22 protein-coding genes are annotated in these 18,469 nt (G+C 62.6%); 2 read left to right on the top strand and 20 right to left on the bottom strand.

Translation table 11 applies throughout. The annotated features are described in order from the left end of the window. Positions 1 to 7 precede the first annotated feature (7 nt). On the bottom strand, positions 8 to 610 hold the full coding sequence (locus AAGQ88_RS06605; RefSeq protein ID WP_093460885.1) for a Yip1 family protein: 603 nt from the start codon (positions 608 to 610) through the stop codon (positions 8 to 10). 318 nt (positions 611 to 928) lie between these two features. On the opposite strand from AAGQ88_RS06605, the gene ttcA reads away from it, so the two are divergent. Then, on the top strand, positions 929 to 1,753 hold the full coding sequence (gene ttcA / locus AAGQ88_RS06610; protein ID WP_093460881.1) for a tRNA 2-thiocytidine(32) synthetase TtcA: 825 nt from the start codon (positions 929 to 931) through the stop codon (positions 1,751 to 1,753). A gap of 131 nt (positions 1,754 to 1,884) precedes the next feature. Here ttcA and AAGQ88_RS06615 read toward each other — a convergent pair whose 3' ends face one another. The 17 genes from AAGQ88_RS06615 to arsC form a co-directional block, all read right to left on the bottom strand. After that, complete coding sequence (locus tag AAGQ88_RS06615) at positions 1,885 to 2,802, bottom strand: dihydrodipicolinate synthase family protein (RefSeq protein WP_093460878.1); 918 nt, start codon at positions 2,800 to 2,802, stop codon at positions 1,885 to 1,887. 195 nt (positions 2,803 to 2,997) lie between these two features. Beyond that, positions 2,998 to 4,035 (bottom strand): proline racemase family protein, encoded by a 1,038-nt coding sequence (locus AAGQ88_RS06620; RefSeq protein WP_342654786.1) that lies wholly within the window; start codon positions 4,033 to 4,035, stop codon positions 2,998 to 3,000. Between the two features lie 229 nt (positions 4,036 to 4,264). Further along, the gene (locus AAGQ88_RS06625) at positions 4,265 to 4,987 is read right to left on the bottom strand and encodes an amino acid ABC transporter ATP-binding protein (protein WP_093460872.1); all 723 of its coding nucleotides are present in this window, start codon (positions 4,985 to 4,987) and stop codon (positions 4,265 to 4,267) included. After that, positions 4,980 to 5,630 (bottom strand): amino acid ABC transporter permease, encoded by a 651-nt coding sequence (locus AAGQ88_RS06630; RefSeq protein ID WP_342654787.1) that lies wholly within the window; start codon positions 5,628 to 5,630, stop codon positions 4,980 to 4,982. The genes AAGQ88_RS06625 and AAGQ88_RS06630 overlap by 8 nt, the downstream gene beginning before the upstream one ends. Before the next feature lie 10 nt (positions 5,631 to 5,640). After that, positions 5,641 to 6,306: an amino acid ABC transporter permease gene (locus AAGQ88_RS06635; protein WP_285425147.1), complete on the bottom strand. Its 666-nt coding sequence runs from the start codon at positions 6,304 to 6,306 to the stop codon at positions 5,641 to 5,643. Continuing rightward, positions 6,299 to 8,068 carry an aconitase X gene (locus AAGQ88_RS06640; RefSeq protein ID WP_342654788.1) on the bottom strand — a complete coding sequence of 590 codons (1,770 nt, stop codon included), beginning with the start codon at positions 8,066 to 8,068 and terminating at the stop codon, positions 6,299 to 6,301. The genes AAGQ88_RS06635 and AAGQ88_RS06640 overlap by 8 nt, the downstream gene beginning before the upstream one ends. Before the next feature lie 196 nt (positions 8,069 to 8,264). After that, entirely contained in the window at positions 8,265 to 9,044 is a 780-nt protein-coding gene (locus tag AAGQ88_RS06645; RefSeq protein ID WP_342654789.1) for a transporter substrate-binding domain-containing protein, read from the bottom strand. Between the two features lie 258 nt (positions 9,045 to 9,302). Next, the gene (locus tag AAGQ88_RS06650; RefSeq protein WP_342654790.1) at positions 9,303 to 10,055 is read right to left on the bottom strand and encodes an AraC family transcriptional regulator; all 753 of its coding nucleotides are present in this window, start codon (positions 10,053 to 10,055) and stop codon (positions 9,303 to 9,305) included. Between the two features lie 100 nt (positions 10,056 to 10,155). Continuing rightward, entirely contained in the window at positions 10,156 to 11,415 is a 1,260-nt protein-coding gene (locus tag AAGQ88_RS06655; protein WP_342654791.1) for an FAD/NAD(P)-binding oxidoreductase, read from the bottom strand. Next, the gene (locus AAGQ88_RS06660; RefSeq protein ID WP_093460854.1) at positions 11,412 to 11,648 is read right to left on the bottom strand and encodes a (2Fe-2S)-binding protein; all 237 of its coding nucleotides are present in this window, start codon (positions 11,646 to 11,648) and stop codon (positions 11,412 to 11,414) included. The genes AAGQ88_RS06655 and AAGQ88_RS06660 overlap by 4 nt, the downstream gene beginning before the upstream one ends. Beyond that, the gene (locus AAGQ88_RS06665; RefSeq protein WP_342655752.1) at positions 11,641 to 12,771 is read right to left on the bottom strand and encodes an FAD-binding oxidoreductase; all 1,131 of its coding nucleotides are present in this window, start codon (positions 12,769 to 12,771) and stop codon (positions 11,641 to 11,643) included. The genes AAGQ88_RS06660 and AAGQ88_RS06665 overlap by 8 nt, the downstream gene beginning before the upstream one ends. 14 nt (positions 12,772 to 12,785) lie before the next feature. Next, a complete protein-coding gene (locus AAGQ88_RS06670) occupies positions 12,786 to 13,736 on the bottom strand; it encodes a 4-hydroxyproline epimerase (protein ID WP_342654792.1) in 951 nt (316 codons plus the stop codon). Between the two features lie 216 nt (positions 13,737 to 13,952). After that, entirely contained in the window at positions 13,953 to 14,627 is a 675-nt protein-coding gene (locus AAGQ88_RS06675; RefSeq protein ID WP_342655753.1) for a GntR family transcriptional regulator, read from the bottom strand. 100 nt (positions 14,628 to 14,727) lie between these two features. Beyond that, positions 14,728 to 15,399 carry a DNA-3-methyladenine glycosylase I gene (locus AAGQ88_RS06680; RefSeq protein WP_342654793.1) on the bottom strand — a complete coding sequence of 224 codons (672 nt, stop codon included), beginning with the start codon at positions 15,397 to 15,399 and terminating at the stop codon, positions 14,728 to 14,730. A 117-nt stretch (positions 15,400 to 15,516) separates the two neighbouring features. After that, positions 15,517 to 15,924, bottom strand: coding sequence for a DUF2069 domain-containing protein (locus AAGQ88_RS06685; protein ID WP_285425139.1), 408 nt, complete (start codon positions 15,922 to 15,924; stop codon positions 15,517 to 15,519). Further along, positions 15,917 to 16,522: an NAD(P)H:quinone oxidoreductase gene (wrbA, locus tag AAGQ88_RS06690; protein ID WP_342654794.1), complete on the bottom strand. Its 606-nt coding sequence runs from the start codon at positions 16,520 to 16,522 to the stop codon at positions 15,917 to 15,919. The genes AAGQ88_RS06685 and wrbA overlap by 8 nt, the downstream gene beginning before the upstream one ends. Next, positions 16,519 to 16,872 carry an arsenate reductase (glutaredoxin) gene (gene arsC, locus AAGQ88_RS06695; protein ID WP_093460832.1) on the bottom strand — a complete coding sequence of 118 codons (354 nt, stop codon included), beginning with the start codon at positions 16,870 to 16,872 and terminating at the stop codon, positions 16,519 to 16,521. The genes wrbA and arsC overlap by 4 nt, the downstream gene beginning before the upstream one ends. Before the next feature lie 116 nt (positions 16,873 to 16,988). On the opposite strand from arsC, the gene AAGQ88_RS06700 reads away from it, so the two are divergent. Then, positions 16,989 to 17,456 (top strand): TlpA disulfide reductase family protein, encoded by a 468-nt coding sequence (locus AAGQ88_RS06700; protein ID WP_285425137.1) that lies wholly within the window; start codon positions 16,989 to 16,991, stop codon positions 17,454 to 17,456. Positions 17,457 to 17,575: 119 nt separating this feature from the next. Here AAGQ88_RS06700 and AAGQ88_RS06705 read toward each other — a convergent pair whose 3' ends face one another. Both AAGQ88_RS06705 and AAGQ88_RS06710 read right to left on the bottom strand, forming a co-directional pair. Next, entirely contained in the window at positions 17,576 to 17,980 is a 405-nt protein-coding gene (locus AAGQ88_RS06705; protein ID WP_342654795.1) for an META domain-containing protein, read from the bottom strand. Continuing rightward, a complete protein-coding gene (locus tag AAGQ88_RS06710; protein ID WP_285425135.1) occupies positions 17,977 to 18,414 on the bottom strand; it encodes a hypothetical protein in 438 nt (145 codons plus the stop codon). Before AAGQ88_RS06710 ends, AAGQ88_RS06705 begins: the two co-directional genes overlap by 4 nt. Between the last annotated feature and the right edge of the window lie 55 nt (positions 18,415 to 18,469).

Here is an 18,469-nt window from a genome sequence, read left to right on the forward strand (position 1 = left end):
ACAGGCCTCAATTCGTGTATTCAGGCCCGACCCCGATGCCCCACAGCACCACCGTGAATGCCATGATCGCCACCAGCACCACCAGCCCCACCGCCAGCACGGAGCTGGAAAACATGAAGCCTTCGTCCGGGTCGATGCCCATGAACACCGGCAGCCCGACGTACAACAGATAAACCGTGTAACAGACCGCCGCCACCCCGACCATCATTCCCAGCCACATGTGCGGGTAGAGCGCCGCCAGTCCGCCGATGAAAAGCGGTGTGGCGGTGTAGGTCGCAAACGCCACGCAACGTGCGAGGCTAGGGCTGGCGTCGTAGGTTCGTGCCATCCAGTGAATGAACCCACCCATTACGGCGACGCCCGCCAGCATGGCGATGTACGACATGATCGTCATCCATATCGCACTGTCGCTGGTGAGCATGACGGGTGTGCGTCCGCCGATGACCCAGCCGACCTGCGTGGTGCCGATGTACGCCGAAACGGCCGGGATCGCCGCGAGGATCAATGTATGCGTGAGGTACATGTGGCCGATGCTTTCTTCTTTTTCGCCACGTATTTGTTGCCATTCCTGATCGGGGTGCGTGAACAGCCCCAAAACGTGATGAATCATGCCCGCTACTCCTCATGAGGGAACCGTCGCACCTGACAACCTGATGCAGTCAGGGCAAGGTCACGCTCTGGCAAGGGAAACGGCGGCGACCTCACTGGCAGTATAGAAAGCTGAAAGCTATGAAAACCGCAGGCGTTAGAGTGTTTCGAGCATTCAAGAACGCTGTTAATAGCCGTTGGTGATTTGTACCTGGACGGCATCCACGTGATTACGCAGAACCCGGGCAGTGTTCAAGGGACCAACAGGCATTACCAGCCCCAGCGTTTATGCGTAAAATGCCGTCCTTTTCCAGAGTCACAGCGAGCGGATATCAGCGCCATGGGCACCCTTTCAGTCAATCAGAACAAACTGCAGAAGCGTCTGCGTCGGCTTGCAGGCGAGGCAGTTGCCGATTTCAACATGATTGAAGAGGGCGACAAGGTGATGGTCTGCCTGTCCGGCGGCAAGGACAGCTACACCATGCTCGACGTGCTGCTGCATCTGCAGAAGGTCGCGCCGATCAAGTTCGACATCGTTGCCGTGAACATGGACCAGAAACAGCCGGGCTTTCCGGAGCACGTGCTGCCGGCCTACCTGAAAGAGCTGGGCGTCGAATACCACATCGTCGAGAAAGACACGTACTCGGTGGTCAAGGAGCTGATTCCGGAAGGCAAGACCACTTGCTCGCTGTGCTCACGCCTGCGTCGCGGCACGCTGTACACCTTCGCCGACGAAATCGGTGCGACCAAGATGGCGCTCGGTCACCACCGTGACGACATCGTCGAAACGTTCTTCCTGAACATGTTTTTCAACGGCACCCTCAAGGCCATGCCGCCCAAGCTGCGCGCCGACGATGGCCGCAACGTGGTGATCCGGCCGCTGGCGTACTGCGCCGAGAAGGACATTCAGGCGTATTCGGACATGAAGCAGTTCCCGATCATTCCTTGCAACCTGTGCGGCTCGCAGGAAAACCTGCAGCGTCAGGTGGTCAAGGACATGCTTCAGGAGTGGGACCGCAAGACGCCGGGCCGCTCCGAAATGATCTTCCGCAGCCTGCAGAACGTGGTGCCGTCGCAACTGGCCGACCGCAATCTGTTCGATTTCACCAGCCTGAAGATCGACGAAACCGCCGCGTCGCGGTTTGTGAATGTGGTGAATATTTAAAGCAACGCACGGAATCCTGTGGGCGTGAGCTTGCTCCGATTGCGGTAGGTCAGAGATAAAACAGTGTCTGACGAATGGCAATCGCGAGCGAGCTCACGCCTACAATGGTCAAGTGTCGTTCAGCAGGTTCGTCAAAGCCCCACATCCGGCAACACCGGCTTGTTCGCCAGCGCGGTCTTCATCAGCCCTTCGACGTACGCCCGGTCGCTGTCCGGCAACGCCAGACGCGGAGGGCGGGTGAGGGCGCTGCCGCGTTCCATGATCGCTTCGCACAGCTTGATGCACTGCACCAGATCCGGACGCGCATCCAGGTGCAGCAGCGGCATGAACCATTCATACAGGGCCATCGCTTCGGCGAAGCGTCCTGCCTTGGCCAGGCGGAACAGGGTTTCGCCTTCTTTCGGGAAGGCATTGGACATGCCCGACACCCAGCCCACCGCGCCCACCGCCACGCTTTCGACCAGTACGTCATCGAGCCCTGCGAACAGCACGAAGCGGTCGCCCACCTCGTTGCGCACGTCGATGAAGCGGTTGGTGTTACCCGACGAGTCCTTGAAGCAGACAATGTTGTCGCAGTCGGCCAGCGAAATCAGGATGTCCGGGGTGACGTCGTTTTTGTAGATGGGCGGGTTGTTGTACACCATCATCGGCAAGTCGGTGGCGGCGGCCACGGTGCGAAAATGCGCAGCGGTTTCAAACGGTTTTGACGAATACACCAGCGCGGGCATCAGCATGATCCCGTCGGCACCGGCTTTCTGTACGTCTTTGGCGACAGCACTGGCGTTGGCGCTGGTGAATTCGGCGATCCCGGAAATCACCGGCACTCGACCGGCCGAGGCGTCCTTGGCCGCCTCCACCAGACTGATTTTTTCGGACACGCTCAAAGAGGTGTTCTCGCCCACGGTCCCGCAGATCACCAGACCTGACACGCCGTCGCGGACCAGATTGGAAATGACCTTGTGTGTAGCCTCCAGGTTGAGGGAAAAGTCTTCGTTGAATTGTGTGGTGACCGCGGGAAAAACACCGCTCCAGGATACGGACTGACTCATGAGTGACTCCTTTTGTGCATTAAGGTATTTCGTATACGTTTTGGTTTGGACGAATTTCGCCCGGTTTGATGTGCTTTGCGAATCGACTGTAGGAGCGCGCTTGCCCGCGATGCGGTGAATCAGTCACCCTCAAAGCGTCTGATCCGACGCATCGCGGGCAAGCGCGCTCCTACAGGTATTGCGTCTTGCTTCAAATCACAGCTTCAGGCCGACCGGCCAGGTATCGGTCAACTTGTACCCCTCTGGCCACGGGTCGCTTGGGTCGAGCATGTGCTGGTGCGTCCCGGTGATCCAGGCGCGGCCCGAGAGGCTGGGCACAATGGCCTTGCGGCCGGCGATTTCGGTTTCGCTCTGGATCTTGCAGTGAAACTCCGAGCCGATGATCGAGCGCCCGATGAACCGGTCACCGACCTTCAACTGTCCCTTGGCGTGCAACACCGCCAGACGCGCCGAACAGCCGGTGCCGCACGGTGAACGGTCGATCTTGCCGGGACGGATCACCACCGCGTTCGCGGCATTGGCGACGCCGGCTGCGTAATTCACCGGGGCCGCGATCTGACAGAACGAAATGTGGTTCCAGTCCTTGTTCAGCGGGTGGGTGAAGCCCAGTTGCTCGTTGGCCGCCTGGGTGATCTTGAGGCCCGTTTCCACGAGGTCCTTCGCCTCGTCGGCCGTGAGCGAAAAACCCAGTTTCACTGAGTCGACGATGGCGAAACTGTCACCGCCGTAAGCCGTGTCGACCTGCACCGAACCCAGGCCGGGCACCTCGATCCACACGTCCAGTTGATCGGCGAAGGACGGATGGTTGTGCACCTCGACGCTCTGCACCTTGCCGTCGCGGCATTGCGCGATGGCTTCGATCAGTCCGCCGGGCGCTTCGAGAATCAGGCGGGTTTGCGGCTCGGTCATGGGCAGAATGCCGCTGTCCAGCAGCACCGTTGCCACGCACAGCGAGTTGGAGCCGGACATCGGCGGCACGTCGGCAGGTTCCATGATGATCCAGCCCATCTGCGCCTTGGGGTTCTTAGGCGGCACCAACAGGTTGACGTGGCGGAACACGCCGCCGCGCGGCTCATTGAGCATGAAGTTGCGCAGCACGTTGTCCTGCTCGATCCAGCGCGACTGTTCCCAGATCGTGTCCCCGGGTGGCGGCGCGACCCCGCCGACGATCACATCACCGACCTCGCCCTCGGCGTGACAACTGACCACATGAATCACTTTCGATGAGCGCATTTCGCAAAACCCTCCTGTTGGACTCGTATTACCTGACGCCACTGCACAATCTGTGGGAGTAAGCCAGCTGTCTATGACGCCCCGCTTCGATCAGCGGCGAAACACCCGACGCTTTCCCGGCTAAAGCCGGTCCTACGCAAAGCTCGCAGCGTCTGTAGGACCGGCTTCAGCCGGGAAGACGCCGGTACATCCGGTGCATCCATGGACTGACCCTCAGCCTTCAGATCGCTTAATTGATCGACCGCAGAAAGTCCGCCGTTTCCGGCCGCTGCGGGTTGCCAATGACCTGGTCCGGCGTGCCGATTTCATGCACCAGGCCGTTGCGGAAAAACGCCACGCGGTCGGACACGTCCCGCGCGAAGCGGATTTCGTGGGTCACCAGAATCATCGTCATGCCGTCCTCGGCAAGCATGCGCATGGTGTCCAGGACCTCGCCCACCAACTGCGGGTCGAGCGCCGAAGTCGCCTCGTCAAACAGCATGTAGTCCGGCGACATCGCCAGCGCGCGGGCAATCGCCATGCGCTGTTGCTGCCCGCCCGAGAGCTTGCCGGGGAATACCTTGAGCTTGTCGCCCAGCCCCACATGGGTCAGTTGCCGGACCGCCAGCGCTTCGGCCTCGGCTTTGCTTTTACCCAGCACCGTGCGTGGCGCCAGCATGACGTTCTCGAGCACCGTCAGGTGCGGGAACGCGTTCCACTGCTGGAAGACGATGCCGATCTTCTGCCGCAGCTTGTTGATGTCGGTGCCCTTGGCATGCACTTCCGTGCCGTCCACGCGAATGCTGCCGCTCTTGATCGATTCCAGGCCATTGATGCACATCAGCAGCGTCGACTTGCCCGAGCCCGACCCGCCGATGATCGACACCACTTCGCCCTTGTTCACCTGCAGACTCACGCCCTTGATGACTTCAAGCTCGCCGAATGATTTGTGTACGTTGTCGATCTCAATCATTTTCCTGCCACCTTGTTTCCAGCCGGGCACCCAGACGGGCGATCACCAGACTCATGACGTAGTAAATGAGGCCTGCGATGCACAGCACCAGCAGCGGCTCCTGAATGCGCGTGACGATGGTCTGCGAGGCGCGGAGCAGTTCGACGATGCCGATCCACATCACCAGCGCGGTGTCTTTCATGACTGAGAGCAGCAGACTCACCCAGCCGGGGAAGGCGACGCGGGTCGCCATCGGCATGACGATCCGGCGCAGGTCCTGCCAGTACGTGAGACCCAGCGAGCGGCTGGCGCGGCGCAGGCTGAGTGGAACCGACAACACGCCGCTGCGCACGATCTCCGTGCAATACGCAGTGACATACAGCCCCAGCACGACGCAGGCCACGGCGAACGCGCTCCAGTTCAGGCCCGCGATGCTTTTCAGCGCATTGAACAGGACGAACTGAATCAGCAGCGGCACGCTGCGAAACACATCCAGCAACCAGGCCAGCGGGATGGTGCTGCGTGGCAGCAGCGCGCGGGCCATGCCGCAGACCACGCCCGCCAGGGTGCCGATGATCATCGAGACGACCGTCAGCAGGATCGTCACCCAGGCGCCTTGAAGCATGAATTGAAGATCGTTCCAGCTGAACGTGCTATTGAACATGCTCGACTCCTCAGTACCGGAACAGGCGCCAGGACAGCAGCCGCGCCACGGCCACGATCAACTTGGCGATCAGGTAATAGAGCACCGCCGCGATGGCGAAGAATTCGAAGGTGCGGAAGGTCTTGACGTTGTAATCCTGCGTCACGCCGGTGAGGTCGTTGTTCAGGCCCACGATCACGCCCATCGAGGTCATCAGCACCGCCCAGACCATCTGGTTGGTCAGGGGGTAGAAGACGATGCGCAGCAACTGCGGAATGACGATCAGCCGATAGGCCTGCGGCGCGCTCATGCCCAGCGAGCGGGCGGCGCGCAGTTGAGTGTCAGGCACCGCCTTGAGGCCGCCGCGAAAATTCTCCGCGAGATAGCCGGCGTTATTCAAAGTGATGCCGGCCAGCAGGGCGACCCATGAGCTCACATGCAAACCGAACGAGCCAAGGCCGAAATACAGGATGTACACCTGAAACAGCGAGGGCGTGTTGCGCGCGATGGAGATCCAGGTGGCTGCGAAGCCGCGGAACACAGGGTTCTTGCCCTGACGCATGAACACCAGAAACAGCGCGATGATGACCCCGAGGATCATCGACAGGGCGGCGGTCTGGAACGTCACCCAGGCGCCATCGAGCATGTCCGGCAGGGCCTTGAAAGCCGCTCGCCAATGGAAGTTGTAGTCAAACATTCGCGGCAGCCTCCGCACGGGCCGCCGCGTGCAGCCAGGCTGGCAGGAGGCCGCTGGCGACGCCGGTGCAGGCGCTTTCGACGCACTCGGCAAGGCTGGCGAAATGCACGCGGCGGCCCACCAGACCGGGTGCGTAGTGGGCATATTTGCCCGAATTGGTCATCAGCGTTCGGGCGGTCGGCGGGATGACCGGTTCGGCGAGCATGCACCAGCAGGTGTCGGTGACGAATTGCACGCCGAAGTCTTCCAGCGTGGCGACGTACCCGGCCTGTTGCGCGCGCTCCAGCGTGGCGCGACCGCAGGTGATGACGATGGCGACGCGCTCGTGCTTGCGTTTGCCTTGGCACAGTTCTGCCAGGCTTGCGCATTCGCTCAGGGAAAAGTGCGGATTACCCAGCGTCACCGCGTCGACCTCCGGGCTCTGCGCGCTGTTCAGTTCGCGCCAGCTGTGCAGTAAATCGGTTTCGCTGACGCTCAGCGTTCGGGCGGGAGGGTGTCCGCCCAGGGCGAGTTCGACGGTGGTGGCTTCAGGCGTGACGGCGGCGATGTGAAACATGGGCGCAGCCGACGTGGTGGCGAACGCGGCACCGAAGGCCTTGAGGTCATCCAGGGTCGGGCCTTTGTGCTCCAGGCCGCAGACCACCGGGATTTCGGCACCGCAGAGCAGGCCGATGTGATAGCCCAGCAGTGGGTAGAAACTGTCGTCCAGCCGGTCGAGCGCAGGAATGTCGATGCGCAGGGCAGCCAGGCGTTGCTGCGTCAGGTGGCAGCCGATGTTTGGCGCGCGGCCGGTCAGGGCGATGCAGATGTCGAGGTAGTCCGGGTACTTGAGGGTGCGCGCGCCGATCACGCTGTTGGCGTAGACCACCGCATTGGATTCGGCCCAGACGATCTGGTCGCCCAGCTCTGGCGCGCTGTCCAGCAGATAGGGCGCGCAGGTAAAACTGACGCGGGCGCCCATGTCCAGATACGCGTCACCCAGTTGACTGGCGGGTTCGCCGAGCGCCGGATCGACCCCCAGCTCGCGCCAGCGACGCTTGTCTACCGAGATCGAATTCAAGGTGGTCGGCACGCGCACTTTGGCGCCCCATTCGACCAGTTGCCGTGCGAAACGCAGACTCGCCGGGCCTGTGTAGATGCAGCCGTCGATGTGCGCCTGGGTGATGTCCAGCAGTTCTGTCGCCCCTTGCAGCTCGGCCATGCGCAGGATGATGCCCATTGCCACTTGTGCGGCTTTGCCATAGGTGCCGTCGAGAAAACTCTGATCCATCTCGCTCAGATTGATGGTCTGGCTGACGCGACTCGCCTGGCGTGGCGACTGAGCGGGCAGTGCAGGCGGGGCGCTGTCGAATGCCGTGACACGGGCGCCGTCGACGCGCAGGAATTTCACTGGGCGTAATGCGGCGAACCCTGCCTCGCCCAGGCTGATGACCGGAATCGAGTGGCCGAACAGTTGCTCGGCGACGAGCACGCCGAGGGTCAGAATGTCTTCGACCCGCTCGAAGACCAGTGCTGCAGGCGCGTGACCGTTGAGGATCAGCTCCAGCAACACGCTGCTGCCGGTGCACGAACCGCGTCCGCTCGGTATCGCCAGCACCCGTCCGGTGATGATCTGGCCGCTCAACGGGTGATGGCGATCGATCACTTCGCCGGTGAACGGCTCGACCCCGCCCCAGAAGCTCAGGCCGACATCGGCGTACAACAGCTCGCCCTGGGCAGCGCCTGCGACCAGACAACGGCCGTTTAACGAAACTTCAGACATCGTGGGCTCCTGAATGAGGTAGTCAAACCAGATGCGATCCCTTGTAGGAGCGTGGCTTGTCCCGCGAGCGGCGACGTAGTCGTCGTAACCCTGCGCATGCGGTGTATCAGGCCCCACGCATGCGCTGAATTTGCTGCCGGTTTCCGGCAGGTCGCGGGACAAGCCACGCTCCTACAGGGGGATGTCAACTCCACGCTCAGTAATAAACCCCCGGCACGGTCAGGTTGGCCGGCTTGATTTCGTCACCGACCCACTTCTTCCACAGCTCGTCATAACGGCCGGTGCGCACCTGTTGGTTGACGAACAAATTGAGGTAATGGATCAGCCCGTATTCGTTGCGCTTGGCTGCCAGAGACACGTAATCGATGACGTATGGCGCGTTGCCCGCGACTTTCAGGCCTTTGTATTTCCCGGATTTGAGCGTGGCGGCGGCGACGGTGTTGGTGACCACGGTCGCGTCGATGTGGCCTTGAGCGACGGCCAGGATCGTGTCGTTCTGCGTCTGGTAGGCGCGGAAACTGCCGCTGCCCCAGGCCTTCTGGTCTTTTTCCAGCGCGATGGCTTCATAGGTGCCGCTGGTGTTGCCGACGTTCTTGCCCTTGAGGTCGTCGTATTTGCCGATGCCGGTGTTGTCGCGGGTCAGGACGACCATCTGAAAGGCGAAATAGGGAATGGTCATCGCCACGGTTTTTGCCCGCTCCAGCGTGTCGGACGTCGAAGCGACGATGACGTCGGCGCGTCCCGAGACCAAGGCCGGAATCCGGTCCGGAAACGGCGTTTCCACCACTTCGGCGGTGACCCCGAGCACCTTCGCCAGATCGTTGCAGTAATCGACGTCAAATCCGACCGGGTTGTTCTTGTCATCGCGCGAACCCATGGGCGGGAAGTCCAGGGTCACGGCGCAGCGCAATTTGCCGGAGTCGATGATGTCATCGAGCTTGTCGGCAAAGGCAGTATTGATGAAAGAGGAACTCATTACAGCGAGGAGGGCTACGGCAACAGCATGCTTTTTCATAGAAGCCTCGGTGGATGCAAGTAATGGAACGGCCGGATAAGTAATTTCGTATACGATATTTCATATGCACGGTGCGTGCCCGATTTGCCATCACGTGCTGCAGGGCTTTGGATGGGCGGCCTGCCGACAGGGCAGGGGCCTGCCGGGGCACCAGAGGTGTTACATAAAGGAGCAAAAAACCACGCAGTGCTTCATAGATGCACGTTGGTGAGCGCGGTATCAGTTCTGCTGCTGCGCATCCCGATACTGACTGGGCGACACGCCCGTCAACGCCTTGAATTGCCGGCTGAACGCGCTGTGATCGGTGTACCCGCAACGCAAGGCAACCTCGGTGATCGACAGGTCCTCGCGCAACAGCCGCGACGCTTCGCCCAGTCGCGCTTTGTGAATCATCTGGCGCGGCGTGAGCTGGAAAATGCGCTTGCAGTGGCGCTCCAGCTGGGCAATCGACAGCCCGGCGATGGCGGTCAGTTCCTCAAGGGTGATGGAGCGCGCGAAATGCTGGCGAATATAAGCATCGACTTCGACCAGCTTCTGATACGCCGGGTGTGTGGTTTGCAGGGTCTGTAAATCCCGGGATATTCCGGCCAGACCAATGATCGCCCCTTGATGGTCGCGCAAGGCAATCTTGTGGGTCAGGCACCAGATCGGCTGATTGCCGTAATAGAGGTGCAGCTCGAGCTGATCACTCAGCTGTCTGCCATCGGCCAGAACCCGCCGATCCTGCGCGGTGTACAGCGGGCCGAACCGCGCCGGGAAAACCTGCTCGGCGGTCAGCCCGACGATCTGCTGCTTCTCTCTGCAACCGCACCGTTGCACCAGCGTCTGGTTGACCAGCGCATAACGCGCATTGGCGTCCTTGATGAAAAACACCACGCCGGGAATTGCATCGAACAACGGCGCAACCAGTTCCAGACTGGTCAGCAATTGATCGAGGTCGCGCAGGGGCGAGGCAGGCAGCAGGTCAATCATGTTCATCATCAGGGCGGCCGGACGGATGGGCAGGGTCGATCATGCGGCAATGTGGCGCTGCTTAGAAAGCGGCAATAAGCAGGACGGACCTCACCGGCCGTCAGGCCGCAGGTTCCGCTTCGTCCAGGCACGCCAGCGTCGCGATGCGAGCCGGACTGAACGGTGGGCGCAACACCGGTGGCTCCCAGCCAAACAGGGTTTGCGCGGCGGTCGAGCAGATGCGGCCCTGACAGGCGCCCATGCCGCAGCGGGTGTTGAGTTTCGCAGCGCTCCAGGTGCCATGCTCGACGAGGCTCGCGTAGGCCACATCCTCACAGCGGCACACCAGCGTGTCCGGCGCGGCCAGTCGCTTCAAGGCCGGATCGAGGGCAAACGCACGGTTCAACCGGTCGGCAAACCGCTGCCAGCGTTGACGCTGAGGCCACAGCGCACGCGCCTGGTCCTGACGGTCGATCGCCACGAGCCCGGCAATCCGGCCCTCGACCAGCGCCAGTTCGCTGCCGCCGAAACCGGTGCATTCCCCGGCCGCGTAATGATCGGTCAGCGTGCTCGCCTGCCAGTCGTCCACCACGATCGCCTGATCCCGCACCTCACAGCCCAGGGCCTTGGCGACCTCGACGTTCGGCACCAGACTGAACCCGCAGGCCAGCCGTTCGCAAGCGACTTCCTCGACGCGCTCACCCATCTGGATTCGCACCGCTTCAAGTCGGTCCGAGCCCAGCGCCTCGACAACATGGGCCGCTGTCCGGTAAGCGCCGCTGAACAACGTCAGCGCCTGAATCGCTTTGTTCGGCCATTGCCAAAGCCCCATTGCAAACCGGCCGACCGCACCTGGCCCGGCTTGCTCGGCGACGCGCACGATCCTTGCGCCGTTCTTTCTGGCGGTTGCGGCCGACGCGAGCAGCAGCGGCCCGGTGCCTGCGACCACCACGCGCTCACCTTCTACCGACAGGCCGCCTTTAATCAGAGCTTGCAGGCCGCCGGCGCCGGTCACACCGGGCAGCGTCCAGCCGGGAAACGGCAAAAGCCGCTCACGCGCGCCGGTGCACAGAATCAGCTTGTGGTAGCTCAGCAGCCAGCCCCGTTCAGGGTCTTCGAGCAGCAGCCGTTTGTGGCCGGCGAGGGCGACGACCTTGCAGGCGCTGTGCAGATGAATGTTGGGATGACGGGCCAGTTGCGCGCGCATGTCACTGGCCAGCCCGGGCAGTTGCGCCTGCGGGCCGTCACGCCAGATCTGTCCGCCTGGCACGGGGTTGTCGTCCAGCAACGCAATGTTGATGCCGCTGGGCGCCGCGGCCAGGGCTGCGGCCATGCCAGCAGGGCCCGCGCCGATGATCAGCAGATCGACAGGCCGGCTCACGGTCGCGTCTCCACGTGCATCCCGTCGCGGCACAGCGTCTGGCAGGCCAGTCGGCGCAGACCGTCGACGTTGACCCGGCATTCCTGGCAGATGCCCATGCCGCACAGCGGCGCCCGACGCTGGCCGCTGACCGACGTGCGACTGCAGCGGTCACCCGCGGACATCAGCGCTGCGGCAACGGTGGTGCCTTGGGCGACGCGCAGGGGCTGGCCGTCGATGATCAATTCAGGCATGGGCGTGGGCTCCGATAAAACGTTGCGGCAGGTACGCGTCCAGGTGCGCCTGCAGCGAGGGGGGAGTCGGCAGACCCAGCAGCTGCGCGGCGAGCAGCCTCGCGGTGCCTGGGGCGGTGGTCACGCCAAGCCCCTCGTGTCCCACCGCCAGCCACAAGCCAGGCTGCAAAGGGTGCTCGCCCACCAGCGGCTGGCCGTCGGGGCTGGCCGAACGAAAACCGGTCCAGCTGCGAATGCCGTTCATCTGGCCAAGGTCAGGCAGAAACTCCATCGCCCGGCGCAGCATCCGTCCCAGCATCGCGGCATCGACCTCGGGATCGTGATTGTCGAACTGACGCGAGGAGCCCACGAACAGTTGCCCTGTCGGCCGCTGCTGCACGTTGAACGCCACGGAAGGCCCGTTGCCTTTGTGCGCACTCGTGACATAACCCAGCTCGACCAGCGTGTGCGTGATCTGCGCCGGGTAACGATCGGTGATCAGCAAATGGCCTTTCTTGGCCTGAAGCGGCAGGTCGGCGCACAGGTCGCGGGCATAGATACCGTTGGCGAGTACGACCGCCGTGGCGTGCAACCACTCGCCGGTTTTCAGACGGACGCGATGGCCCTGCACTTCGATGACTTCAGCGCGCTGCTGGCGCACCTGTTCAGGTCGACGCTGCAACAGCCAGCGCGCCGCATTGGGGGCGTACAGAATGCCGTCGCCCTTGACCCGCAGAGCGCCAGACAGCCCGGACCGCAGAGACGGCTCGACCGCCGCCAGTTGCCCCCCGGACATGAGCTCACAGGTCAGCCCATACGCGTTGAGCGCCAGATGCTTGCGTTCGGCCTCGGCCATTTCTTCTTCATTGCACGCCAGCCACAGCGTGCCGTTGTTGCGCATGGCGCAGTCGTCGGGAAGCTGCGGTGCCAGTTCCCGCCACGCCCGCACCGAATACTCACCCAGCGCCAGCTCCGCCGGGCTGTGATCCAGCACCACAAGGTGGCCCATCCCCGCAGCGGTCGCGGCCGGGCGCTGGCAGTCCAGCACCAGCACCCGCAGGCCATGGCTGGCCAGTTCGTCGGCGCACGCAGCCCCGATGATGCCGCCGCCGACGATGATCACGTCGGCCACGTTGCCCTGCATCGCCTGACGGTCGATCAAGCGCGGATACCCCAGGCGAACGGGTCTTCGTCGTCCAGCAACAAGGTGGCTTCGGCACTGATGTAGGCGCGGCCACGAATGGTCGGCACGATGCGGTCGCCCAGTTGCCGCTCCCCGTGCTGCCACGCGAAACTGCCCTCGAACTGGCTGCCGATGACGCTGGCCTGCTGCCAGATCCCGCCGGGTTGCAGCTTGCCGTCGGCCGCCAGACACGCCAGTTTGGCGCTGGTGCCGGTGCCACACGGCGAGCGATCGTAGGCTTTGCCGGGGCAGAGAACGAAATTGCGGCTGTCGGCGTGATCGTCGTCGGCGAACAGCTCGATGTGGTCGATGACGCCGCCGTCTTCGCCGCGAATGCCCTGGCTCTCCAGCGCCTGACGGACTTTCCAGGTGTAATCGGTGAGGGCGTCCAGGTTGTCGCCCGTCACGCTCAGGCCGTGATCGGCGATCAGGAAGAACCAGTTGCCGCCCCAGGCGATGTCGCCGGTGACGTTGCCCAGCCCCGGCACATCGACGATGAAGCTTTTCCGGTAGCGATAGGACGGCACGTTGTCGACGCTTACCGAACGGTCTTCGTGCAGCGTCGCCTGAACCGTGCCGACCGGTGTTTCGATGCGGTGGACGCCGGGACCGATTTTGCCCAGATGCGCCAGCGACACCACCAGGCCAATGGTGCCGTGGCCACACATCCCCAGATAGCCGGTGTTGTTGAAGAAAATCACCCCAGCGCAGGCTTGCGGGTCCACCGGTTTGCACAGCAGCGCACCCACCAGCACATCGCTGCCGCGCGGTTCCAGCACGGTCGCGGCGCGCCAGTCATCGAATTCATCGGCGAGCAACTGCCGCCGTTGCGCCATGCTGCCGACACCCAGGTCGGGAAAACCGTCCAGCACCAGCCGTGTCGGCTCGCCGCCGGTGTGGGAATCAAGGATCTGGATGCGCTTCATGAATTCACCCCAAGGTGGAGAAGATTGGCGGTAGCGGTGGGCAGACGCGCACTCCTGCGGGAGTGAGCTTGCTCGCGATTGCGGTATGTCAGACGCACGACTCTGCACGCACTGCAATCGCTCGCATGATCGGTCTTCAGATTGGCGTCAAAGCGCCTCGGGGTCTTGACCGATTTCGTCCTTGAGAATGACGAAATCGGCACAGCCGGCATGCCGTCAGATTTCGGAAATCGCGGCGTTGGGCAGGTGGGCGTAAAGCGCTCGGCAGACGCCGATGATGTGGTGTTCGATCAATTCGGCGGCTTTGTCGACATCACGATCGGCACAGGCCTTGAGGATGTCGCGGTGCTCGCGATCGGCGCGCTCCTTGCCCTCTTCAAAGCTCATCTGCACGCGCAGGTAGCGTTCGACCTTGTCGTGAATCGAGCGAATCATGTTCAGCAGAAACGGCCGTTGCGCCGCTTCATACAGACACGTGTGAAAGGCCCAGTTGAGCTCGGCCCAGCGACCGATATCGTCATCGCCGACGAACTCGTCGCAGATTGCCGTCGCCCGTTCGATCTGAGCCTGAGTCAACCTTGGCACAGCCAGTCGAATGGCCTGCACCTCGAGCAGCACGCGCACCTCGAAAATCTGCGCCAGCTCAGGTTCGGAAATCCGTGTGACCACCGCGCCCTTGTTCCGCTGAAACTGCACCAGGCCTTCTGCCTCGAGCCGTTTGAGCGCTTCACGCACCGGGATCTTGCTGACGTTGAACACGCGGGCAATGTCATCCTGGCGAATGGGCTCATCTTCGGCGAACTGGCCAGAAATGATCGATTCGCGCAGGAATCGGGAGATGACCTCGGACGCCGAGGGGGCGACGCCTAAATTAGGCGCGTCTGGGAGAATGAAGGGCACGCGGATGGCTCGGCAGTGACGGAGTGGCGGATATTGTATACGACCTCCGATTCCTTACAGCCACTGCCCGGCAGGTCGACGCGAAAAAAGATCAGTGGTTGACCGTGTACGCCAGCATCATCGACAGCTGGCACATGGGACGGCCGCTCTGCTCATGCCATTCGTTGAACGCCGCTTGCACTGCCGCCTGATCGCGCTGACTGCTCGGCACTTTGTCGACGATATTCTGCGCGTTGAGCGCGGCGACGACGTCGTAGGTCGGGATGAACGTGTCCTTGCCGACCATGCGCAGAAAGCGCGGCGCGGACAGCCCGCCCAGCTGGTTGCCGTGTTTGGCCAGGTAGCGCCACAGGCCGACGATGTCAGTCACAGGCCACTGCGCGATGAAGTGACCGAAGCTGCCGTATTCGTGGGCGATATCGAGGATCAGCTGCGCATTGCGCGGCACGCTCTTGAGCTTGCCCAGATGACGAATGATCCGCGCATCCTGCATCAACCGCTCAAGATGATCGGCGCCCATCAACACCACTTTTTCCGGATCGAAGCCGAAGAATACCTGCTCGAAAGCCGGCCATTTTGCGTCCACCAGACTGTGCTTCAGACCGGCACGAAACACGCGCAGGGCCAGCGTCGAGAGGTAGCGATCGTTGCTGATCGCCTCGAGGCGTCTGGGGGTGGCGGGACTGGGAAGATGCGCCTCAAGGGCGGCGGCGGATCCAAAGCGATTCAAGCAGTATTCATTGAGCCATTTGTAGTCTTGCATGCCCTCTCCAAAACGAAATTTGAGCCATACCCCTGTAGCGGCGCGCTTGCCCGCGACGCCGGTGCGCCTGAAATCGTTGATGGCTCCGACACACTGTAATCGCGGGCAAGCGCGCTTCTACAAGGCGGCGAGCTTGCGGTTGAGTTGATACCGCCAGCGCACATACAGCAGGGCGCTGGTGAACACCGCGAGACTGGCCAGCATTTCCAGCACGCCGAACACCATGCGGCTCGGATCGTAGGCCGCCAGCGCGCCCTTGATGAAATACAGGTTCACCCCGAAACACGTCCAGGAATGTCCGCGCGCGCTGCCGCTGATCATTCCCGGTGTGAGCACCAGCAGCGGCACCAGTTCAATCGAAAGAATCACCCAGGGCCGCGCGCCATGCAGGTCGGCGACGATCAGGTAGTACGCCGTCAGCAACGCGATCAGCCCGAAAAAGCACGACAAGGCCGCCACCCGGCTCCAGCGAACCCGAGGTTCGAGCCATTCCAGAGAGGGCAGGGCCTTGAGCGCTTTAGCCACGCGACGGATCCAGCAGCAGCGCGGTTTTCGCCAGGCGCTGACCGAGCACGCGGCACAGGGTGGTTTCGTGTTGATCCAGTGGACGTTTGCCGTCCGCCCCGGCGTGATGGCTGGCGCCGTAAGGCGTGCCGCCACCCTGGGTTTCGATCAGGGCAGCTTCGCTGTACGGCAGGCCGGTGATGAGCATGCCGTGATGCAGCAACGGCAGCAGCATCGACATCAGCGTGGTTTCCTGGCCGCCGTGCAGGCTGGCGGTCGAGGTGAACACGCTGGCCGGTTTGCCCACCAATGCCCCGGTCAGCCACAGGTTGCTGGTGCCGTCGAGGAAGTATTTGAGCGGCGCGGCCATGTTGCCGAAACGGGTCGGGCTGCCCAGCGCCAGGCCCGAGCAGTTCTTCAGGTCGTCGAGGGTGGCGTACAGTGCGCCGGTGTCCGGAATGCTCGGCGCCACGGCCTCGCATTCGGTGGAAACCGCTGGCACGGTGCGCAGCCTGGCTTCCATCCCGCCCATCTCGATGCCCCGGGCGATCTGCCGGGCCATTTCGCTGGTCGAGCCGTTGCGGCTGTAAAACAGCACCAGAATGTAGGGCGCGCTCACGGCAGGATCTCCAGGATTTTTTCCGGTGGGCGGCCGATCACGGCCTTGTCGCCAGCGACCAGAACAGGGCGTTCGATCAGCTTGGGGTGAGCAGCCATGGCCGCGATCAGTTGCTCGTCGCTCAGGCTGGCGTCGGCCAGGTTCAGGGCCTTGTACTCGTCCTCGCCGGTGCGCAGCAAGGCGCGGGCGCCAATGCCCAGCTTGCCCAGCAGTTCGCGCAGCTGCGCGGCGTCCGGCGGGGTCTCCAGGTAACGGATGATGGTCGGCGCAAGGCCTCGGGCTTCGAGCAATTCCAGCGCGCCACGTGACTTGGAGCAGCGTGGGTTGTGATAAAGCGTCAGATCGGTCATTTGCAGGTCGCATCTAGCGTGAGGTGGCGGCTATTCTACAGGCGTGACGACAAAGACCAATATCGCGCGCCACTGGGGCGCAGTCCGAGTCGGTTTTCCATACAGGAACAAGCATCATGGCAAGGCGGTTGGCGGCGACAATAGCGCTTTTGGGAAGTGTGTTGCTCAGCGGTTGCGGGGTCGATCTGGGCACCGATCAGAACGGGCAGAAGGTGGCCAGCGAGCGGGTCGACAAACATTGGCTGGTGGTCAATTACTGGGCCGAATGGTGTGGCCCGTGCCGGACCGAAATCCCCGAGCTGAACAAGCTGTCCGATCAGATGAACGGGCAGAAGGTCAGCGTGTTCGGCGTGAATTTCGACAACCTTCAGGGCGACGACCTGAAAAGCGCCAGTAACGCGCTGGGCATCAGGTTCACCGTACTGGCGCAGGACCCTGCCGACCAGTACGACCTGCCTAAAAGCGAAGCGCTGCCGGTCACCTATATCATCGACGACAAGGGCAAAGTGCGTGAGCAGTTGATGGGTGAGCAGACCGCCGCGGGCGTGGCGCAGAAACTGGCGGAGTTGAAAGGCAAGGGTTGATTCAGGAAGCTCTGGTCACGCATTTGTAAGCGCGCACTGCCCGCGATGGCGATTTGCTTGAGACCTGTTCGGCGGCCATCACCAGCCCATCGCGGGCGAGCGCTGCTGCGCTCGGGCGTTCAACCCTCTTCGGGCCAGAACCTCAGGGGCAAACCCTGCGCAGGCCACAGCTGCAGCTGTTCGACCTCGGATACATCCCAGTGCTCGACTTTGCCGATGGCTTCGAGGAATCGGTGTTCCTGTTCCATCAGCGCGGGCGCGCACAGCTTGCGCGTGCTGCCGACCGGGCCGAAGTGGATGGCATCGCCGTCCAGCTGATAGGACGCGAACCAGTGATTGCAACCGGCATTGCCATACGCCCGGCCGTCTTTGCCCAGGGTCATGGTCAGGTGGCTGTTATCGATCAGCGGACGCTCGCCGATCCACTCCAGCACGTAACCATGATCGCGCTTGAGCGCATCGGTGTCCGTCGCGCAGCCCGTCAACAGGGCGGTGGCGAGCAACGTCAGCAGAAGGCCTTTCATGCGGCGGCTTTCGCGCAGGCCGGGCAGAGATGGTTCTCACCGACGGTTTTCCAGCCCAGTTCCGCGATGCGCGCGGTGGCGGCGGGCTTCAGGGCTTTCTTGCCGTCCTTGCCGTCGACCATGAACTCGATATCCTGCTCTTTGCCACAGCCGTTGCAGTTGACCTTCCACTGATGAATCGCAAGCTCGGTGAACGCCGGGCCGTTGGCCACCGCCACCCATTGGCCGGGCGGGTTGATCAGGTGGCGGACTTTTTCCACGTTCAGGCGCATGTACAGGTCTTTGCTGCCCTTGACGGTGACCAGCAACACGTCGTCGTGTTTGATCGAACCACCGTTGCCGGTCACTTGATAACGCCCGACCGCCAGACTGCGGCACTCGATCAGGGTGTGGTGCGGGGTGAGCATGCTGTAGCGAAAATCGTGTTCGGCCATGAGGGTCTCCAGATAGGCGGCGCATCCTAACACTTTAGATCGCCGATGCCCGCTG

This window comes from Pseudomonas sp. F3-2 (assembly GCF_038804275.1).
Classification (GTDB): domain Bacteria; phylum Pseudomonadota; class Gammaproteobacteria; order Pseudomonadales; family Pseudomonadaceae; genus Aquipseudomonas.

Excerpts from the sequence above, each read along its gene's own strand:
- AAGQ88_RS06635 (WP_285425147.1), bottom strand. The coding sequence starts at position 6,306 with ATGTTTGACTACAACTTCCATTGGCGAGCGGCTTTCAAGGCCCTGCCG.
- AAGQ88_RS06700 (WP_285425137.1), top strand. The coding sequence starts at position 16,989 with ATGGCAAGGCGGTTGGCGGCGACAATAGCGCTTTTGGGAAGTGTGTTG.
- AAGQ88_RS06670 (WP_342654792.1), bottom strand. The coding sequence starts at position 13,736 with ATGAAGCGCATCCAGATCCTTGATTCCCACACCGGCGGCGAGCCGACA.
- AAGQ88_RS06615 (WP_093460878.1), bottom strand. The coding sequence starts at position 2,802 with ATGAGTCAGTCCGTATCCTGGAGCGGTGTTTTTCCCGCGGTCACCACA.
- AAGQ88_RS06660 (WP_093460854.1), bottom strand. The coding sequence starts at position 11,648 with ATGCCTGAATTGATCATCGACGGCCAGCCCCTGCGCGTCGCCCAAGGC.
- AAGQ88_RS06680 (WP_342654793.1), bottom strand. The coding sequence starts at position 15,399 with ATGCAAGACTACAAATGGCTCAATGAATACTGCTTGAATCGCTTTGGA.
- AAGQ88_RS06645 (WP_342654789.1), bottom strand. The coding sequence starts at position 9,044 with ATGAGTTCCTCTTTCATCAATACTGCCTTTGCCGACAAGCTCGATGAC.
- AAGQ88_RS06625 (WP_093460872.1), bottom strand. The coding sequence starts at position 4,987 with ATGATTGAGATCGACAACGTACACAAATCATTCGGCGAGCTTGAAGTC.
- AAGQ88_RS06605 (WP_093460885.1), bottom strand. The coding sequence starts at position 610 with ATGATTCATCACGTTTTGGGGCTGTTCACGCACCCCGATCAGGAATGG.
- AAGQ88_RS06630 (WP_342654787.1), bottom strand. The coding sequence starts at position 5,630 with ATGTTCAATAGCACGTTCAGCTGGAACGATCTTCAATTCATGCTTCAA.
- AAGQ88_RS06665 (WP_342655752.1), bottom strand. The coding sequence starts at position 12,771 with ATGCAGGGCAACGTGGCCGACGTGATCATCGTCGGCGGCGGCATCATC.
- AAGQ88_RS06640 (WP_342654788.1), bottom strand. The coding sequence starts at position 8,068 with ATGTCTGAAGTTTCGTTAAACGGCCGTTGTCTGGTCGCAGGCGCTGCC.
- AAGQ88_RS06620 (WP_342654786.1), bottom strand. The coding sequence starts at position 4,035 with ATGCGCTCATCGAAAGTGATTCATGTGGTCAGTTGTCACGCCGAGGGC.
- AAGQ88_RS06705 (WP_342654795.1), bottom strand. The coding sequence starts at position 17,980 with ATGAAAGGCCTTCTGCTGACGTTGCTCGCCACCGCCCTGTTGACGGGC.
- AAGQ88_RS06710 (WP_285425135.1), bottom strand. The coding sequence starts at position 18,414 with ATGGCCGAACACGATTTTCGCTACAGCATGCTCACCCCGCACCACACC.
- AAGQ88_RS06650 (WP_342654790.1), bottom strand. The coding sequence starts at position 10,055 with ATGATTGACCTGCTGCCTGCCTCGCCCCTGCGCGACCTCGATCAATTG.
- ttcA (WP_093460881.1), top strand. The coding sequence starts at position 929 with ATGGGCACCCTTTCAGTCAATCAGAACAAACTGCAGAAGCGTCTGCGT.
- arsC (WP_093460832.1), bottom strand. The coding sequence starts at position 16,872 with ATGACCGATCTGACGCTTTATCACAACCCACGCTGCTCCAAGTCACGT.